The organism is Nonomuraea soli, assembly GCF_013761175.1.
GTDB classification, from domain to species: domain Bacteria; phylum Actinomycetota; class Actinomycetes; order Streptosporangiales; family Streptosporangiaceae; genus Nonomuraea; species Nonomuraea soli.
Genome location: NZ_JACDUR010000001.1, coordinates 1,468,791 through 1,488,189, shown reverse-complemented (window position 1 = coordinate 1,488,189; position 19,399 = coordinate 1,468,791). Strand labels below are relative to the sequence as shown.

The window sequence follows — 19,399 nt, the reverse complement described above, 5'->3', positions numbered from 1 at the left end:
CGTCGGCGCATCCTGCCGCATGACCTCGATGAGCGTCCGGGCTTTCTGCGTCCGGCCACGTCACAACCGAGGACCTTGGGGTGAGCCGGTTCTTGGGGTGAACGGCGTCGAGCGCGAGGTGGCCACTGCCGCGAAGCCGTACCAGAGCATCTCCTGCTCGTAGAGCTGCTTGGCGGGGCCGAGCGGGACCCGCCCGGCCGCGACTTCGGACAGGACCGTGGTGAGCAGGCGCGCGTCGTGCAGGGCGGTGTTGGCGCCGTCGCCGCGGCCCGGGGTCATGGTGTGGATCGCGTCGCCGAGCAGCGTGACGTGCGGGTCGTGCCAGGGCTCGATCGGCAGGGCGCTGCGCAGGCGGACGGGGAAGGTGGTGCGTGCCTCGGCGACGATGCGGCGGACGGCCGGATGCCAGCCGTCGATGGCGCCGTCGGCTGGGGTGATGGTCCAGGTGAAGTAGTCGCCGGGGCGGCAGGTGGCGATGGCCATGGCGGTGCCGGCCGGGTCGGTGATGCGGTTGAAGGTGTGGACGAGGACTTCTGGCACCCCGTCGAGCGTGGTGAAGGGCGTCACGCCGTACAAGGCTGTACCCAGGTCCTCGAAGGCGGCCTCGGGGAGCAACTGGGCGCGGATCACGGAGCGGGTGCCGTCGGCGCCGACGAGGAGGTCTCCTGTCGCCGTGCTGCCGTCGGCGAAGTGCGCCGTGTTGCCGGCGAAGCCGACGCACTGTTGGCCGAACCGCACGTCGAGGCCGGTCTTCAACAGGTCGCGCAGGCGCTGCCTGCTGATGCCGAAGTGCCCTTCGACCGGCGGGATGGGCTTGCTGAACTTCGGGTTGAGTAGATGGTCGGTGAAGACGAGTCGGCTCGCGGGCAGGAGGGCGTCTGCTCGTATCTCGTTGAACAGTTCTTCGGGCAGACATGCATGCAACGCCTGGCTGCCTTCGTCTTTGATGGACACGCGCCAGCCCTGGCCCTGGCCGTATCCGCGCTCGTAGACGGTCGCCGGGATGCCCGCCCGGTTGAGCCCCTGTGCCAGGCAGAGCCCTCCGATGCCCGCTCCGATGATCACAATGTTCATGTCTGGACGTTAGCTGTCATGACAGCTACTGTCTAGACATGCTTGGAGAGGGAGTGCCGTCCTTGATCCCGCAGCTGGCTCGCGAACTCCGGGCGCAGGTGGAGGCGTCCCTGGCGCCGCTGGGTCTGACCGCGCAGCAGGGCGCGGTGCTCATGCGCGTGGCACTGGGAGAGAACGCGCCGCACCAGCTGGCCGTGCTCGTCGGCACCGACACGGCGGGCATGACCCGGCTGCTCGACCGGCTGGCGGCCAAGGGCCTGGTACGGCGGAGCCCGCATCCGTCCGACCGGCGAGCCCAGATCGTCGACGTCACCGATGCGGGAAAGGAGCTACTCCCCCGCGTTTTCCCCGCCTTTGGGCAGGTGGGAGAGCGGCTGATGGCCGGGTTGTCGGCGGATGACCAGAAGCTGGCGACCCAGCTGCTGCGCCGCATGCTCACCAACCTGCACCGCGACGAGGGCTCGGACGCTTGACCGCCTGGCGTCAGGCGAAGGCCACCATCCGCCACCGCCTGACCCGTCCCGCCCGGCTGCTCACCTCCGACGCGCCGAGCGCCGGAGTGTGGGTCCGCCGGTCGCGGTGATCAGCGCACCAGGCTGTTGGTGCGCATGGCCGACAGGCGGGCCTTCACGCTCAGCAGGGCCTCGATGATGATGTCCTCTCGGCCGCGCTTGAGCCGGCTGATCGGCACCGCGACGCTCAGCGCATCGACCGGCTGGTGGGAGAAGGGGAGCGCGACGCCGAAGCAGCGCACGCCCAGGCAGGACTCTTCGCTCTCCTCCGCGTAGCCGAGCTGGGCGGCCTTGTCGATGATCGTCAGCAGGTCGCCCCGGTCGGTGATCGTGAGGGGGGTGATCGCCTTGATCTGCTCGGGCACGAACGCCTCGCGGGCTTCCACCGGCATCTCCGCGAGCATCGCCCTGCCCAGTGCGGTGCTGTGGGCGGGAAGCCTGCGGCCGATGGCCGAGAACATGCGGAGCGGGTACTTCGACTCACGTTTGGCGGTGTAGATGACCTCCGTGCCGTCCAGGCGTCCCAGGTGCACCGTTTCCTCGGTGGCGGCCGCGATCTCGTCCAGGATCGTGCTCGCACGCATGAGGACGGGGTCGCCGTCGATGAAGGCCGAGCTGACCGTCAGCGTGTGGACTCCGAGCCGGTAGGTGTTGCCCGTCTGGTCCGTTTCCAGCCAGTTGCGGGCGCACATGGTGCGCAGCAGCGAGTGCAGGCTGCTCTTCGGGATGCCCAGTCGTGTGGCCAGCTGCAGCTGGGTGCTGGGTCCGTTGGCTGCGATGTCGTCGAGGATGTCGAGGACGCGCCCAGCGGACTTGACAAGGGGGAGGTCGGCCTTCTTGTCTGCGTCCACAGAGCTTCCTCATCGTCAGTCATGGTGTCGGGCTCTTTTATCAGACTAAACCACGTTCACATGGATGGATGGGCCTGACTGACCACTCCAGAACGGCGGCACAATGTTCAGTTCTGGTTCACATATGAGAACTGAGCACCCTGTTTGTTCATATACATGAAACAAATTCTTGACAGTGTTTTTACGACTGTCGTACGTTCTGGGCGTCGGGGGTCTGTCCGAACCCTCATGGGAGCTCTGTATGGAAGTGCCCCGCAGATCAATCCGCTCTCCTCTTCGACCCCTCGCGAGACTGGTTGCGTTGCTGCTGGTTGCCGCGGCCTTGACGGCAGTCCCGGCTCCAGCCTTCGCCGCCCCGGACACCGACGGGCAGCTGCGGATCCTCCTGTTCTACAAACCCAACTTCCACGCCTCCAACGTGCAGGCCCGGCAAGCCGTACGCGATCTGGCCACCCAGCTCGGCGCGCAGTACAACCAGCCGGTGGACATCCAGGAGACCGACGATCCGGCGGCTTTCACCACCGCGAACCTCGCCGTCCGCGACGCCGTGGTCTTCGCCCAGACCGGCGGTGTGCTCTTCGACGCCGCCCAACGCGCCGCCCTGGAGTCCTACATCCGCGGGGGCGGCGGCTTCATGGGCCTGCACTACACCGGCTGGTCGGTCGGCCAGAGCGAGCACGACGTCAACCCGTTCTACGCCCGCCTGGTCGGCGCGGTCTCCGAGGGACACCCCGAGAATCCCGGGGTCCGGCCGGGCCGGGTGTTCGTTACGGACTCCGGTCATCCCCTGGTCCAAGGGGTGACCGCCAGCATCACCCGCAGCGACGAGTGGTACGACTGGGTCGTGAACCCGGCGCCCTCGGTGCGCACGTTGATCCAGGCGGACGAGTCCTCGTACGGCATGGGCCGGCAGGGTTCCTCACACCCGATCACCTGGTGCCAGCAGATCGACTCCGGTCGCTCCTGGTACACCGCGATGGGCCACGAGGGCACCGCCTACGCCGAGCCGTACATGCTCGCCCAGATGAAGAACGGTCTGGCCTACGCCACCAAGCTGCTGCCCGCCGACTGCACGCCGCCGGTGAAGGACCAGGCCGGCGCCTGGAGCGGAGTCACGCCGTGGCCGCTGGTCCCGATCAACATGTCGCTGACCTCGGACGGACGAGTGCAGTCCTTCGGTAGCGTGGGCGGCTGGTTGACCGACGCGACGCCGTACGACTGGACCGGAAACGACACGGTCACCCAGGGCGGGCAGATGGAGATCGACATCTGGAACCCCGCCCAGCCCCGGACCCTGTCGAACGTGAACAGCGGCCTCATCCCGAACACCACCTACACCGACCTGTTCTGCGCCATGCAGGTGCAGAACCCGCACGACCACTCCACCATGACCGTCGGCGGCGACGACGGCATGGGCGGGAACTCGCCCAACGACGGCGCGATCGGCGTCACCGGCTACACCACGAACAACGGGCTGCAGAACAAGGCACCCCTGAACTTCCCCCGGTGGTACCCGACCGGGACCACCATGCCCGACGGGTCCGTCGTCGTTCAGGGCGGCAGTTTGACCGGCGGGCCCGGCGGACGCGGTGTTCTCACCCCGGAGATCTACACGCCGATGGCGGGCTCGGGCTGGAAGAAGCTCGACGGTGCCAGGAGCCCGGCCGCGTACGGCGACGGCGGAGCCGACCACGCGGGCGCGGACGAGAACCGCTGGTGGTACCCGCGCGCGTTCGTCGCCCCCACGACCGGAACCCTGTTCAACATCACCGGCACGCAGATGTACGAACTCAACCCCGCGGGCACCGGGCAACTGACCCTCCGCGGCACCCTGCCCGCCAACATCGCCAACCAGGGCGTGAACGGCAACCCGGTCGGCGCGACCTCCACCGCCACGATGTTCCGTCCCGGAAAGATCCTCCAGGTCGGCGGCGGCTGGTGGGGCAACGGCGGTGGCCCGGACGGCGCTCGCGCCGGCTTCGTCATCGACATCACCGGCGGTACCGCCAACCCCGTCATCACCGCGACGCAGCCGATGAAGTACCAGCGCCACTGGGCGACATCGACGCTCCTGCCCGACGGCCGAGTGCTGGTCACCGGCGGAAGCCGGGTGAACAACGGCAACGACGGCTACGTCACCAACCCCGAGATCTGGGACCCTGCCACCGGCGCCTGGACCGAGGTCGTCCTGCCGCACGAGCACGCCCGGCTCTACCACTCCACCGCGCTGCTGCTGCCCGACGGCCGCGTGATGGTCGGCGGCGGCGGCACACCCGGCCCGCGCAACTACACCGACGTCGAGTACTACTCGCCCGGCTACCTGTTCAACGGCAACGCCGCCGCCCCTCGCCCGGTGATCAGCGCCGCACCGCAGAAGGTCGGCTACAACGGGACCTTCCAGGTCACCTCCACCGGCACCATCTCGCGCGTGACCCTGGTCCGCAACGGCTCGGTGACGCACGGGTTCAACAACGACCAGAACTTCCAGGACCTGACGTTCAGCCAGAGCGGCAGCACGGTGAACATCACCTCGCCGCTCAACGGCAACTACGCGCCGCCCGGTTCGTACATGTTGTTCGTCTGGGACAACACCGGCACCCCGTCGGTGGCGAAGGTCCTGCAGATCGACCCCGCCGTCGTCATGACGCAGCTGAACCCGCGCGTGGTCGACCAGTTCGAGTACCCGCGGCTGCCGGCCGAGTGGCGCACCAACAACCCGCCCGCGACCGTCGACGTCGCGGCCGGCAACACCCGGATGGTGCCGTGGAACGTCGTCAGCCAGGTCCAGCTCGTGCGCGGCAACTCGACCGGTCAAGGCGGTCTCGGCTTCACCGGCTACCAGCTCGCCCTGGGCACGTCGGGCAGCATCCAGCGCACCGTCAGCGATCTCACTCCCGGGACGTCGTACCGGGTCTCGCTGCGCCACGCCCGTGACGCCCGGTCGGCGGGCACCGCCCCGTCGACCGCGACCCTGTCGATCAGCGGGCTGAGCGTGACACTCACCTCCACCACGGCCCAGCCGTCGACCGCCGCCTACGCCACCTACAGCGGCACCTTCACCGCCGCGACCGCTTCGCAGCAGCTCACCCTGGCGGCCACCGCCGGGACCGGCGCCGGCACGATGATCGACGACCTGGTGATCGTGGGCGACAACCCGCCGCCGCCCACGACCGGCATCCCCATCCACTACGAATTCGAGGAAGGCACCGGCACGGCCGCCGCCAACACCGGCACCCTCGCCTCGGCCGGCCCGGCCGTCCTGACCGGGACCACCGGCTGGTCCGCCAACGGCGTGCTCGGCAAGGCGGTCAACCTGCCCGGCGGCTCCACCGCCAACGCGGTCGACCTGCCCGACAACCTGCTCCTGGGCGCCACCAACTTCTCCACCTCGCTCTGGGTCCGGCCCGACGCGAAGAACAACTGGACAGGCCTGTTCCACATCGGTGACGGGCTGGGTTCGGCGGGAAGCTACTACCAGATCCAGATGCAGACCCAGGCCTCCGGAAGCACCGGGCTGGCCGTCACCTTCAAGGGCAAGACCGGCCCCGAGGAGCGCGTCTACTCCACGCCGGCGCGAGATGTGGTCGCCAACCAGTGGAACCACATCGCCTTCACCCGCCAGGGTCCGATCGGCACCCTCTACCTCAACGGCGAAGTGATCGCGACCCGGACGAACTTCACGGTCGGCATGACAGAAGTCGGCCCGACGACCAACAACTGGCTGGGCCGCAACGGCTACCCGGACGCGGCATACGACGGCCTGATCGACGACGTGCGCCTCTACACATCCACGCTCACCACCGCCGACATCGCCGCGATGTACAACGAAGGCGTGTCGATCCGCCACACCTTCGACGAAGGGTCGGGCACCACCGCCGCGAACACCGGCACGAAGGCGACGATCGGCGCGGCGACGTTGCAGGGAACCACGTCATGGAGCCCAACCGGCCAGTACGGCGGGGCGCTCTCCCTGCCGGGCGGCGCCGCGAGCACGGGCAACCAGGTACGGCTGGCGGACAACATCGAGGCCGGTCTGACCAACCAGTTCACGGTGTCCTTCTGGGCTCGCCCGGACACCTTGCCGAACTGGGTGCCCCTGGTGCAGATCGGCAGCAGCACGGACACGTTCTTCCTGCTCCAATCAGCCACGAATGGAGGTACCACCGGGTTCGGCGCCACCTTCAAGGAGCCGGGGATCGCCACCCAGGAGCGGCTGCTGCTCGGATCGGGACGAGATCTACCGCTTGGTGCGTGGACGCATGTGGTGTTCACCATGAACGGGTCCACCGGGAAGATCTACTTCAATGGCGTCCTGCAGGCCACCCGTAACGACTTCACCATCACCATCGGCGAAGTGGGCGTGGGGGGCAACACCGCGGCCAACTACATCGGAGGCACCAGTTGGGGTGACGACCGTTTCGACGGGCTGATCGACGACTTCCGGCTGTACTCCTACGAACTGAGCGCCGATCATGTGACCAGGCTGTATCAGGGGCGTGGGTAACCGGCTCCGGTGCGGATCTTCCATACGATGCCGTTGATGGCTTGTCGGTGGTCTCGCCAGCGGCCACCTCGGCCGGGATCTGCCGGGAGTAGCGGCCGATCCTGGCCCAGGCGGCTTCGGTGAGTTCGTGACGGCGCACCATGTCACCGTCACGCCACACCCGATGAGGCGGCCAGGCCTGAGGTTCCTGGCCGCCATCGCTGAACCCGCAGCCCAGCGACAGCCCCGCCCGCCGCGTGGCCTGCTGACGACCCCGGGGCTGCCCGTAGTTTGAGCCCGACCCAGATGGTCAAGGCAGCCAGCGGTTGATCTTTCTGGCGATCGAGTCGAGCTTGGGCTTGAGTTTGCTGGGTTTGGCGTGCCTGGCGTGGTGGCGCGGCCACCATTGCCAGGCGGCCTTGGCTGCGCTCGAGGCCACGGTCCAGGCCATTGACCTGCCCCTGAGGCTGCCCCGTTGGACCGCGCCTCCCCCACCCAGAGCCAGATTGACGTTGATGAGAGCGCCACGCCCCATGTGCTTCAGATCTCGCATCTTCGGCCACTTGAAGGGCGCGCGGCCGACGCCCTGGTGCTTTCCGACGTAGGCGTACGGCTTCGCCTTCTTGGCCGCCCAGGAGCCGATGCTCGCTCCTGCGCGGGCGATGCCCCGGGCCGCGCCCCGGGCCACGGCGAAGCCGACCTTGACGGCGGCTCCGGCGCCAACCAGGTTGGCGGCGGCGACCAGCGCCATTTCGCCGGCCTTGCGCCAGTTGCCGGTGGCGGCGTAGGAGACGGCCGAGATGCCGCCGGCGATGGTGCCGATCGGGCCGGGGATGTAGGAGGCGACCTCGGCGACCTTGGCGACCACGTTGAGCGCCTTCTTGAACCAGCCCCATCGGCCGTCGAGGTCGAACTGGTTGACCGGATCCTGGCAGACGTAGTCGTAGGCGTTGCAACTGCCGCCCGCGACCGGGTCGGTCTGGAGGAATCGACCCAAGGTAGGGCTGTAGAGGCGGACGCCCATGAGGATCGTGTCGCCGAGCGCCTCACCCGAGCGTTGTTTGCCGCCGAGCCAGCCGTACCGGACGTCGTCCTGCTGAGGACGGGCGATGCCGAACTCGTCGTAGTCGTATGTTTGCGGCGCGGTCAGCGCCGGGTCGATGGTGAGGGCGACGTCCCCGTGCAGGTTGTTGAGTTGCAGGCGGACATCGCCGCCGGCCGAGGTGGTGGCGACCAGGTCGCCGTCGGGACCCGACACCATGCGGGTGACGGTGCCCTGGGCGTCCTCGACGATCCACCGGGGTTCGTCGGAGTCGTCACCGTAGTGGTTGACCTTGCTGGAGGCCTGAGTCCACTGGCCGTTCACCTCGCGCTCGGTGACGAAGCCGCGCAGGCGGTGGATCGGGTCGAGTGTCCAGGACCGGCGGGTGTCGCCCAGGTGCTGGGCGGCCACCAGGTCGTTGACGTAGAAGGTGTTGGACGGCCCGCCTGGTGTTGTGAGGCTGCGGCCGAAGGCGTCGTAGGTGAACCCGGCGTCGGTGAGGCGGTCGGCCGAGTCGTGGGCGTGCTGGGAGGAGGGCTCGGCCGTCTCGCTCTGGCAGGTGCCGTCGGCCGCGGGGGCGAAGGTCTGCTTGTGCTTGCGGTTGGTGCGCGCGTCGTACTCGTAGGCGCGGCTTGTGCACTGGCCCAGGGAGTCGAGGTGGTCGACCTTGGTGAGGCGGCCCAGCTTGTCGTAGCCGTACCGCTTGGCCCCGCCGGTGTAGGTGTGTGCCACCCACTGCCCGGCGGTGTTCTCCACGATGGACTCGGCGTACAGGATCTGGCCGTCGCCGGTGCGGGTGAAGGTGCGCTCGACCGGGTTGAAGGCGGCGTCGAGCCGATCCTTTCTGGTGATCCCTCCGGGGTAGGTCAGCTGGACGGGCTGGCCGTCGGGTGAGTAGCGGGCGGTGAAGGTGCCGGCCACTGAGTCGGTGACGGAAGTGAGCAGGCCGCGGGGTTCGGCGGCGCGGTCGTAGGTGAACGACATCCAGCCGGTTGGGTCAACGACCTTGGTCGGCTTGCCGTACCGGTCGAACTCGTTGCGGGTGACGCCGCCGTCGGCGTCGGTGTAGCTCACCAGGCGGCCGAGCTTGTCGTACTCGCGGATGACGGAGACCGATCCCATGGTGGTCTTCACCACGTCACCCGTCACCGGGTCGAACTCGGTCGTGACCGGCATGATCGCGACGCCCTCGTCGGAGGTGATCTCCATCCGGGTGATGCGGTCGGCGCCGTCGTAGACGGTGACGCCGCGGCGAGTCTTGCCTGCGGCCGTCTCGGTCACGACCGTGGGCTCGCCGAAGCGGGAGTAGGCCTCGACGCGCTTGACGGGCAGCACGCCTGGCATGCGGGCCGGGTCGTGCCCGGTCACGGCGCCCGCGGCCGAGGTGACGCAGGGCTGGCCCGCCCATTCCGGGCGGTTACCGCAGGCCGCGTCGGCGGTGTTGGCGCCCGCCGTGTAGAAGATCGTCTTCTTCGTCCTGGCGTCGGAGCCGTTGGCGCCGATCCCCCATGATTCGTGCGCGCGCCCGGCGTCGTCGAAGACGACATAGGCGCTGCCGGCATCGGTCGTGGAGGAGGTCGCCTTCCTCAGCTTCCAGCCGGAGGTGCCGCCCTTCTCCGCGGTGTAGCCGTGCCTGACCACTCGCCGATCGGCGTCGGCGGGGTAGCCGTCGACCTTCGCACCGTCGATCTCGGTGGTGATCAGGTGGTAGGCGTACCCGTCAGGCTTGCCCTCGTCGTAGACGTTGACGCCGTGCGCCCGCGCCAGGGCGGTGGACCCGGCCGGCAGCGCCGGAAGGGTGCCCGTCGGGTCCGACAGGCCGGACTCCAGCACGATCCGGGTCAGGGGGCCGAGGGTGTCGATCAGGTCCAGGCCGTCGCCGCTGTAGGTCTGGTAGCTCGACAGCAGCTGCGCCCGGATCGCGGTGCCGGCGGGCAGGCTCAGCTCGCCGGCCAGCGTCGCCGCCTCTGGATGGGTGCCCAGGGCCAGGGTCCGGTTCGTGGCCTCCAGCGTGCGGACGACGTTGCCGAACCTGTCGTACTCGGTGGTGTCGATATGGCCGCCCGGGGTGGCGGTGTTGGTCTCCTGGCCGGAGGCGTTGAGGTAGTGGACGGTCGCCGTGCCGTACCCGCCGGATCCCGGCGCGGAGGCGGAGGCGAAATGCACCGCGGGCGGGGTCTCCGGCCCGAAGACGGCGGTCGCGTCGGTCGGGACGTCCTGCTGGGCCCAGGTGGATACGGCCGCATGGTCCATGTCATGCGGGCCGCCGCCCGCTCGGGTGAGCGGGACGTTGTAGACCACGTTCGTGGCCACCTCGCCGTCCACCTGGTCCTTGGACCCGGCGGCCAGCGTCGCCCTGCGCACTCTCAGCAGCCGCCCGGCCTGATCCTGCAGGGCCAGCGCGGTGATCTGCGAGGTGGACAGGACCTTGGGATAAACCCGGACGTCGTCGACGCCCCCGTGCCACAGGTTGGTGTTGGTGGAGGCGTTCCACTTGGCACGGCCGACGACGAACGGGCCGCTTGCGTCCCACGCCGCCGAGTAGGCGGCCGAGCCCTGCAACACACCGTTCACGTAGAGCCGCAACTGGCCGGCCGCGGCGTCGTACACACCGGTCAGATGCGTCCAGGCGTTCAGCGCCGGCGGGCCCGTCGACAGGGCCCGCACCGGGGTGGCCGCCTCGTTGTCGGAGGTGACCATCGAGAACGCCCACCGGTTCAGGGATGGGATGAGGTTGAAGAAGAAACCGCTGGTACGGGCGCCGTCCTGAGACACGGCCGTGCGGGTGACGGCCGCGTTGGTGGGGTGCACCCAGGCCGAGACGGTGAACGACTTGTTGGTGGGTACGGCAGGGCCGGCGGCGGCCAGCTGCTGTGGGTGCGTCCCGGTGAATCCGGCACCCCCATCGGCGGGGTCGGCGACGTCGTCGCCCGGCTCCCAGCGGCCGCCGCCCGAGAAGGCACCCGTTCTCGAGTTGCCGGACGAGTCGGTAACCGTCGTCCCGCTCATGTCGTCCAGGTCCCACCGCAGCGCGGGGGTGTCCACGTCGGTGCCGGTGTAGTCGAACATCCACGGCAGTTCGCCGGGTGCGGCGACCTTCACCACCCGGCCGGTGGTGTCGTAGTCGTAGGTGTTCTTCAGCGCTTGGGAGAGCCGCGGATCCCACACCTCTCGCAGGCGGCCCTGGGCGTCGTAGGCGTAGCGGGCCACCTCGACCGCGCTCATGGCCGACGCCTGCGGATCCCACGTCCAGACCTTCACCGACCTGACCCGGTCGGCGTAGTCGCCCTGGGCGGCGGCCGTCGCGGTTGTCGTGGTGGCGTAGTCGTACTCCAGAACCTCGCAGCCCCGGGCGGGGACGGCGGCGGTGCAGTCACCCACGCCCGCTTCCTGCGGGTTGATCACTCGCTTCAGCAGCGCCCGGTTGTCGGTGGTGTCGTACAGGTAGCGGGAGGTGCTCGATGCCTCACTGGTCCAGGTGGCGGTGGCCACGAAGGCTTGGCCGCGCTTGGTGAACTCGGTCGTCGAGTCGCCCAGCTCCGACAGCCGGTAGACCTCTTCGCTGACCTTGGTGAGGGAGAGGCCTTCGGCGCCGGGCTCGGGGAAGAAGGCGCCCGAGGCGTTGCGCGAGAACGTCACCCAGCCGCCGGTGACGGTGCTGACGTGCGCCATCTCCAGCTCGGGGAACTCCAGCGTGGTGTACTGGCCGTCGACGACGCCATCGCCGGCGCCGCCTCGCCACTGCGGCCCGAAGGGCGCGAGCACCTCGCGGACGGAGATGTTGTCCCAGTAGACCTTCTTGCCCGACCCGCCCGTGGCGCCGTTGTACAGGCGGATGAACGCCTCGCTGGCACCCGGCGGGATCTGCAGGTCGACGGTGAGTTCCTGCCACCCGTCGGTCCAGGCCGCCCTCCTGCTGGCCACCTCGCGATAGCCGGAGCCGTCCTTGTAGAACGCAAGGATCTGCTGCCCGCGGTTGCCGTACCCGAGGTTCAGGCCGGTCGCGGCGGGCACGTAGATCCACGCGCTGGCGCGGTAGCGGCGGCCCGGCTTCATGCCCAGGCGCAGCGCGCCGAAGTCGCCGCCCAGCGCGGCGAACGTATCGCCGCTGGCCGCCACCGGGGTGATCTCGAGCGAGTCGGTGCTGGATCCCTGACCACGGCCGGTGGCTCTGACCAGGGTGGAGGTCCCCTGAGCGTCGAAGCCGGTGACGTCGGCCGATACCTGCGTCTGGTTGGCCGACAGCAGCTGCCCCTGCGCAATCCAGCCCTCGGTGGGCTCACGCGATGAGGCCACCCTGTTCACCTGAAGGCCCAGCTCGTTGACGTCCGTGGCACTCAGGGTGTGGTCGCCGGTGAGGAGGTTGATCGAACCCGGCCCGACCTCCGTGGCCGCGGCGCCGTCACCGTTCGGGTCCACGGTGGTGCGTACCCAAGCGGTGGCGTACGGCGGATCGGCGTCGTTGGCCGTGTAGAGCAGGGCGCGGACGTCGGCGACGCCGCCGATCGAGCCGAGCGTGTCCATGGCGTTCCACGTCGCGTGCGCGCCGAGATCGGCCAGCGGGACCCGCGACTGGGTGATCGCATCGCCGTTGGCTTTTCGCAGGTTGGCCAGCGGGATGTCGGACTCGACGCTGCCGGGCCCGCGACGGTACTGGAACGTCACCCGGGTGTAGGCCGGGTCGTTCCGGTCCACCGCGATCTTCATCCGCTTGACCACTGTGGCGCCCATGTCGGGCTGCGCCAGACCCGCCTTGCCGACCAGGAACCGGTGGACCGCAGGGTTCTCCGACAGGTTGCCTGCCCGGTCCTTGGCCCACACCGTCAGGGTCCGGTGACCTTCCTCAGGCGGTGCGATCGACACCGTGGTATCCGTGGTGTCGCGAGGCGCGGTGTCGGTGTCGAGCTGGTAGCGGTAGCCGACGACATCGGCATCGTCGGTCGCGGGCCGGAAAGTGAAAGTGCCGGCCTGCCCGGCCTTGCCGTACCACCTGCCGTCTGCCGGATAGTCGGCCGAGGACACGAACGGCGCGCCGGGTTTGACGCTGTCGACCGTGAACTCGCACCACGGCGACCAGGCGCCTGCGCCCACACTGTCGGAGGCGCGGGCCCGCCACGCGTAGGCGCCGCCTTCGGCGAACTGGCCACCCGGCACGGTCACCGACGCGACCGTGCCCGACGGCGCCCCGGTAGCCAAGGCCTCACCCAGCTTGTCGGCCGCACCCGCCACCCGCCACTCGAACGCGACATTGGCGGCGGCGCCCTCGGCATCGCTGACCGTCACGCGCAGCTGCGGCGTGCGGGAGGTCATGTACGGCCGCGCCGTTCCGGTGGCGCAACTCGTCGTGGGGCTCGTGGAGGGGCTGGAGACCTGAGGCGCGGCGGTGTAGGTCACCAGCGCGTACGGGAAGACCGATGCCGTGGCGTTGATCGAGCGGAACTGCTTCCAGGAGTCGGTCCGGCTCTCGTCGGCCGCCTTCAGGCCCATGTATCCGACGGGGGCCAGCTCGTTGGCGGCCCGCTGGAAGAAGCCCCTGCCGTCGATGGTGACCCAGCCGTCGTCACAGGAGGAGTTGAGGCCCTTGGTCTGGGTGGAGGTGGCCTCGTTGAAGCGCCATTCGGGCTGGTTGTGCCAGCGCACGGAGGCGTCGAAGGAGCCGACCGACCACAGCTCCCACGCGGTCTGGGCGCAGGTGGTCGAGTACCAGTTCCAGAAGTGCACCGTGGCCGAGGAGACCTGGCCGCCGGCGAACGGCGCGGTGTTCCAGTGCAGGAACGACCGGGAGGTCCAGACGGGGTCGCCGGTGGTCCGCCCCAGCTCCAGCATGTTCATGCCGGACCGGTCGTAGTCCTCGTTGGAGCGCACGAAGGTGTCGAACGAGGGTCCGATGGTCACCTGCGGGTCGATCACGATGGGGAACTGCCGGTCGGGAGCGTTCAGCCACGCTTGATCGGGGGTGAGGGACAGCTCGCCCACCGTCTTGCGCATCCGCGCCGCCACCTTGGTGACCGCCAGCGGCTCACCCGTCGCCTTGTCCTTCCTGGCATCCCACATCAGCGGCTGCGGTGAACGTGCCCGCACCCGCCCGGCGGCATCAGTGAAGGCGAAACCGTCCGCGCCGTCGGCGACGGTCTTCCAGCCCTTGGCCCGCAACGCTATCGGCGTGGAGCGGACATGCGCGAGCCCGGCCCGGTTCTTGACCACCAGGAACTGTTCGAATCCGGTCGGCGTGGCGTTGACCACGAGGTCGACGCCGGAGCGAATCTCCGGGTAGGTGGCGCTCGCCCCATCCAGCTGGGGCGTGGGCAGGGCGCCCGTCCACACCAGCGCGACCGACCCGCCATCCCCCGCGGCTGTGGCCAGCTCATGCTCGCCCTCCGCCTTCGCCCCCGACAGCTTGAGGTCGCGCGGGTGCGCCTTGGCGGACACGGAACCATCGGAATGGTGCTGGAGGGTGAGATCGACCGTCGTCCAGCTCTTGTCCCGGCGGACACGGACAGGTCCGGCATGCTGCTCGGCTGTGAGCGTCCCTTCGGGGTTGGCGTGCACCCGGAGGGATTCCGTCGTCAGACTGGTCACCTCCACCTTCAGATCGCACAGGCGAGCCGTGGTGAGAGCGGAGGAGACGTCAGGCCGCTCGGTGACACAGGCCGGCTTGTGAGAGGCGGCGGCCGTGGCGTTCCGCGCCGCCTGGGCAGGCACCCCCTCTACCAGCCCCGCGGCCAAGCTGATGACTACGACCGCGGCCAGGCGCTTCAAGGCGCGGGCACTGAACATGGCGGGCACCAATCGTCGAGGGATCGCAGACCTGCGGAACAAGGCCGAGACGAACTCCGAGCGAGCATGAAACGGAGCTCACGGCGCAAAGCGAGGTCAGTAAAAGGTGCCTATAGGGTGTGCGGCTACAGGTCATGAATTGTTCGCACAACCTCGCACATGATGGGATGCGTTTGCCCACGTGGTGCCGCGGTGTGCCGGCTCCGCGGAGGCAGGGGTGGCCGACGGTCTCGCCCGGGATGTGGCCCGGTCCGACCCTGATCGGGTCGCCACCCGTGAGGATTTGGGGCGCGAGCTCACGCTGCTGCGCACCACGGCGCGAAAAACGATCAGGGAGCTGGGCGCGGCGGCGGCCATGCCGTACGGCACCCTGGGCGGCTGGTTCCGGGGCGCGAACGTGCCGCTGGCCTCGCAGGTGCACCAGTTCGAGAAGGTCCTCACCGTCTGTGGCGTCACCCATCCGGCAGAGCGCGAGCGGTGGGTGCGGGCGCTGGTACGGGTACGGCGGTCGCCAGGCCGCCGGCCGGCCGACGACCCGGCGCCGTACCGGGGGCTGGCGAGCTTCCAGCCCGGCGACGCCGACTGGTTCTTCGGACGGCAGGAGCTGACCGTCCAGCTGGTCGACCAGGTCTCGCCGGGGCTGACCATGGTGGTGGGTCCGTCCGGTTCGGGCAAGTCGTCGTTGCTGCGCGCCGGGCTGATTCCGGCGCTCGCGTCCTGGGCGATGCTGCCCCCCGGCGAAAGCCTGGATCCGGAGCTTGGCGACCGAGTCGTGATCGTCGACCAGTTCGAGGAGATCTTCACCTCGGAGATGCCGGAGAGCGATCGGCTGCGCTTCATCGACGAGCTGGCGGAGCTCGCGACCACGACCCCCGTCGTGGTCGGCATGCGGGCCGACTTCTATCCGCACGCTTTGCGCCATCCAGCACTCGCAAACGCTCTGCAAAGCCGCCAGTTCGTGATCAGCCCGATGACGGACGGCCAGTTACGGCAGGCCATCGAGGAACCGGCCCGCCGCGCCGGCATCGACATCGATCCCGCGCTGGTGGAGCTGCTGCTCCGTGAGATCGTCCCGCAGGAGGCGGGCGCCCTCCCGCTGCTGTCGCACACGCTGCTGGCCATCTGGGAGAACCGGCAGGGCCGCCGGATGACGCTGGAGCACTACCGGGCCAGCGGCGGCCTGCACGGGGCGGTCGCCACCACGGCCGAAGCCGTCTACGCCGAGCTGGATGCCGGTCAGCGGGAACTGGCTCGGCAGTTGTTCCTCCGGATGACCCACATCGGGACCTCCACCGCCGATACCCGCCGCCGGGTGAGCCGGGACGAGCTGGCCGACGAGATCGAGCCGGTACTGGAACGCTTCGTGGCGCGCCGGCTGCTGACCGTGGACGCCGACACCGTGCAGATCAGCCACGAGGCGCTGCTGTCGGCCTGGCCGCGGCTGCGCTCGTGGATCGACGCGGACCGGGCAGGGCTGCGAGTGCTGCAGCAACTCACCCAGGCCGCCCAGCTGTGGGAGTCCAGCGGCCTGGACTCCGGCGTGCTGTATCGAGGCGGGCAGTTGGAGGCGGCGCGGGAATGGGCCGACGATCCGGACCACCGCGCCGCGATGAACTCGCTGGAGCGGCGGTTCCTCGACACCAGCCTCCGCCAGCATCGCCGCCGGAACCGGCAGCTACACCAGCTTCTGGCCGCCCTTGCGGTGCTCGCTCTCGTGGCAGGCGGGCTGGCCGTCTACTCCCAGAGTGAGCGGATGGAGGCCGACCAGGCGCGCGATGTGGCGATCTCCCGGACCGTGACGATGACGGCGGCTCGGCTGCGCGTCACCGATCCGGCGCTCGCCGCCCAGCTCGCGGTGGCCGCCTATCGGATCGCGCCGACGCTCGAGGCCCGCTCCGGCTTGGCGGAGCTCACCGGCTCCCCGGCGGTCACCCGGCTGGTCCGCCCGAGCCGGGCCTCGCAGACAGTTGCCGTTTCCCCCTCCGGGCGGCTGCTGGCCGGTGCCGGCGCGGCCGTCACCGACAGCACGATCCTGTTGTGGGATCTGACCACTCCGCGCCGCCCGGTGCGGGTCGGCGCTCCGCTCAGCGGGCACACCAGTTCCGTCTACGCGGTGGCGTTCAGTCCTGACGGCCGCGTCCTGGCCACCGGCAGCAAGGACCGCACCGTCCGGTTGTGGGACGTCAGCTCCCCCTCCCGCCCGCAGCCGCTGGGCGCCCCGGTGACCGGGCTGGCCGACACCGTGTACGCGCTGGCCTTCAGCCCGGACGGGCGCGCTCTGGCGATCGGCGGCCGCGACGGAACGATCCGGTTCTGGGACCTGCGTACCTCCACCCTCTCCGCGCCGCGCACCGGCCCCGGAGGCGCGGTGCGGACGCTGGCCTTTCGCGCCGACGGGCGGGTCCTGGCGGCGGGCAACGGCACCGACATGGAGGGTGCGCTGCAGCTGTGGAACACCAGCGACCTCGCCAACGTCCAGCCTGCGGGCCCGCCGCTGGCGCAACCGAGCCGGATCAACACCGTCGCCTACCACGAGAGTCTGCTCGCGGTGGGCAGCAACGACGGGTCGGTGCGGCTGTGGAACACCACCCGCCCCGACAAGCCGGAAGAACTCGGGAAACCGCTGGTCGCCGAGGTCGGTGTATGGGTCAACATGGTCTCCTTCAGCTCCGACGGGCGCCTGCTCGCCGTTGGCAGCTCGAACAAGGCACGGGTGTGGGATGTCGGCGCGGCGCAAGTGGTCAGCGTCCTGCCGCACCGTGAACCGGTGACGGGCGTGCGGTTCGGCGACGAGGACCGCCTGCTCATCACCAACGCGGCCGACGGAGTGGCCCGGCTGTGGGATCTGCCGGGGCCAGTGATCAAGCAGACCGATGTCCCGATCGACAACGTGGTCTTCCGGCCCGGATCCACTCTGCTCGCCACAGCCGCGGGCGATATCCGGTTGTGGGACGTGGCCGGACGACGCCCGGTGCCGGTGACCCCGCCGCTGACCGCGCCGCCTCCCTACGACCGGATGGGCAGTACGGTGGCCATCAGCCCGGACGGGCGCACGCTGGCCGGCGGTACTCGACTCGGCAACGCCGTCCTGCTGTGGGACATCACCGACCCGGCCAGGCCGGGGCGCGGCAAGAGCTTGCTCGGTCCGAGCGCACTGATCCAGACCGTGGCGTTCAGCCCGGACGGCGCTCTGCTGGCGGCGGGCAGCGACGACGGCACCGTACGCCTGTGGGACGCGCGCACCTGGCAGCCGCTCGGCACGCTCGACGCCGGCTCAGGGCGGGTCTTCGCCGTGGCGTTCAGCCCGAACGGGCGCACGCTGGCCGCGGCCCTCCAAGGCGGGACGGTGGCGTTGTGGGACGTCGCGGCCGCACCGGCGCTCACCGCCAGGTTCATGACAGCGTTGGGCGACGACGTACGATCGGTGACCTTCAGCCACGACGGCAGGCTGCTCGCGGCGGGCAACGCCTCCGGCACCACCCGGATCTGGCAGATCACCGACCCCGCCCGGCCGATCCAGCTGGGGGCGCCCTTGGCCGGGCCGGACGGCAGGATCTTCGCCGTGGCCTTCGACCCCTATGACCGCACCTTGGCGATGGGCACCGGCGCGGGACAGCTGTGGCTGTGGGACATCACCCATCCCGCGCGCCCGCAGGGCCGGCTCGCCATCAACAGCCCGGGCGAGAGTTTCACCGAGCTGGCCTTCAGCGCGGACGGGAGCATGCTGGCCAGCGCCGGGGGCGACGTCCGTCTCTGGGAGACCGATCCGGCGCGGATCGCCGAGCGGGTCTGCCGCGAGTCCGGGGACGTCATCACCGAGGCCGAATGGCGCAAACATGTGGCCGACGTGCCTTTCCGGCCGCCCTGCCCCGCTTCTCAACCGTGACCACCCGTGACCGCAAGAGCGAGAGCCGTTTCTGCCCGCTCAGCACGTTCACGCTGAGGCTCCTGATTTCGTTCGCGGGCAGTGGCCGCACCTGGTGACTGCCCACTTCACCCGCCCCGGTGGCGCACTCCAGGACCTCCTCCAGATCGTGTGAGGAGGCCAATGGAGAACTCCGCGTCAGACGCAGTCCGTCTTCGCGCCAGCGCGGGACCACCTGCACGGGGTAGTGGAAGACGTCCTGGCCGGCGGCTCGCGCTGCTGCTCATGGTGGTGCTGGGAGAGTCGGTGGTCGCCATCGGCATCGGCGCGCATAGCCCGGACGGGCACGCCGTGGACCTGCCGCTCGCGCTCGGCGTCGTGCTCGGCATCGCGATCGCGGCCGGGCTGTGGTGGGTGTACTTCGACAGCGCCGAGGTGCGGGCCGGAGAGCGACGTCGCCAGCTGCTGGCCTACTACGCGTTCACCGGCGCCCACCTCATCATGATCATCGGGGTGATTCTGGTCGCGGCCGCGTGCGTGGTGGATGCTCGGGCGAACCCCAGCCAATCGGAGCCCTGGGCCGGTGCCATCATCGCCAGCCTGACGGACGACCTCGATCTCGCCCTCGCGGGCCGAGCTGGGACGTGCCACTTCGCCCGCCTCACAGACCTCTCCCAGCGGCAGAAGGCCGACGGTTCACCGGCGCTGAGCCGGGCGGCGAACCACCAGGAATCCATCAGGTGGGAGGTGTCGGCGGGCAGTTCGGAAACGGCGTCATCAGCCTGGGGTGCATAG

7 protein-coding genes are annotated in these 19,399 nt (G+C 69.7%); 4 read left to right on the top strand and 3 right to left on the bottom strand.

What is annotated here, in order from left to right; genetic code table 11:
* Positions 1-60: 60 nt before the first annotated feature.
* A complete protein-coding gene (locus tag HNR30_RS07050; protein ID WP_181608804.1) occupies positions 61-1,074 on the bottom strand; it encodes an FAD-dependent oxidoreductase in 1,014 nt (337 codons plus the stop codon).
* 38 nt (positions 1,075-1,112) lie between these two features.
* Here HNR30_RS07050 and HNR30_RS07045 point away from each other — a divergent pair, with 38 nt between their 5' ends.
* Positions 1,113-1,547, top strand: a complete 435-nt coding sequence (locus HNR30_RS07045) for a MarR family winged helix-turn-helix transcriptional regulator (RefSeq protein WP_181608803.1) — start codon at positions 1,113-1,115, stop codon at positions 1,545-1,547.
* A 110-nt stretch (positions 1,548-1,657) separates the two neighbouring features.
* Here the strand turns inward: HNR30_RS07045 and HNR30_RS49960 are convergent, their stop codons facing one another.
* Positions 1,658-2,437 carry an IclR family transcriptional regulator gene (locus HNR30_RS49960; protein ID WP_181608802.1) on the bottom strand — a complete coding sequence of 260 codons (780 nt, stop codon included), beginning with the start codon at positions 2,435-2,437 and terminating at the stop codon, positions 1,658-1,660.
* Between the two features lie 301 nt (positions 2,438-2,738).
* Between HNR30_RS49960 and HNR30_RS49080 the strand changes: the two genes are divergently transcribed.
* On the top strand, positions 2,739-6,941 hold the full coding sequence (locus tag HNR30_RS49080; protein ID WP_220133186.1) for a LamG-like jellyroll fold domain-containing protein: 4,203 nt from the start codon (positions 2,739-2,741) through the stop codon (positions 6,939-6,941).
* Positions 6,942-7,230: 289 nt separating this feature from the next.
* Here HNR30_RS49080 and HNR30_RS49075 read toward each other — a convergent pair whose 3' ends face one another.
* Positions 7,231-14,739, bottom strand: coding sequence for a LamG-like jellyroll fold domain-containing protein (locus HNR30_RS49075; protein WP_181608800.1), 7,509 nt, complete (start codon positions 14,737-14,739; stop codon positions 7,231-7,233).
* Between the two features lie 217 nt (positions 14,740-14,956).
* Here HNR30_RS49075 and HNR30_RS49955 point away from each other — a divergent pair, with 217 nt between their 5' ends.
* Together HNR30_RS49955 and HNR30_RS07020 are read left to right on the top strand one after the other, a co-directional pair.
* Positions 14,957-18,625: an nSTAND1 domain-containing NTPase gene (locus HNR30_RS49955; protein ID WP_181608799.1), complete on the top strand. Its 3,669-nt coding sequence runs from the start codon at positions 14,957-14,959 to the stop codon at positions 18,623-18,625.
* 162 nt (positions 18,626-18,787) lie between these two features.
* On the top strand, positions 18,788-19,399 hold the full coding sequence (locus tag HNR30_RS07020) for a low temperature requirement protein A (RefSeq protein ID WP_281389491.1): 612 nt from the start codon (positions 18,788-18,790) through the stop codon (positions 19,397-19,399).

What these genes read in the sequence shown, in the direction of transcription:
- HNR30_RS49075 (WP_181608800.1), bottom strand. Translation starts at nt 14,739, where the DNA reads ATGTTCAGTGCCCGCGCCTTGAAGCGCCTGGCCGCGGTCGTAGTCATC.
- HNR30_RS07050 (WP_181608804.1), bottom strand. Translation starts at nt 1,074, where the DNA reads ATGAACATTGTGATCATCGGAGCGGGCATCGGAGGGCTCTGCCTGGCA.
- HNR30_RS07045 (WP_181608803.1), top strand. Translation starts at nt 1,113, where the DNA reads ATGCTTGGAGAGGGAGTGCCGTCCTTGATCCCGCAGCTGGCTCGCGAA.
- HNR30_RS07020 (WP_281389491.1), top strand. Translation starts at nt 18,788, where the DNA reads ATGGAGAACTCCGCGTCAGACGCAGTCCGTCTTCGCGCCAGCGCGGGA.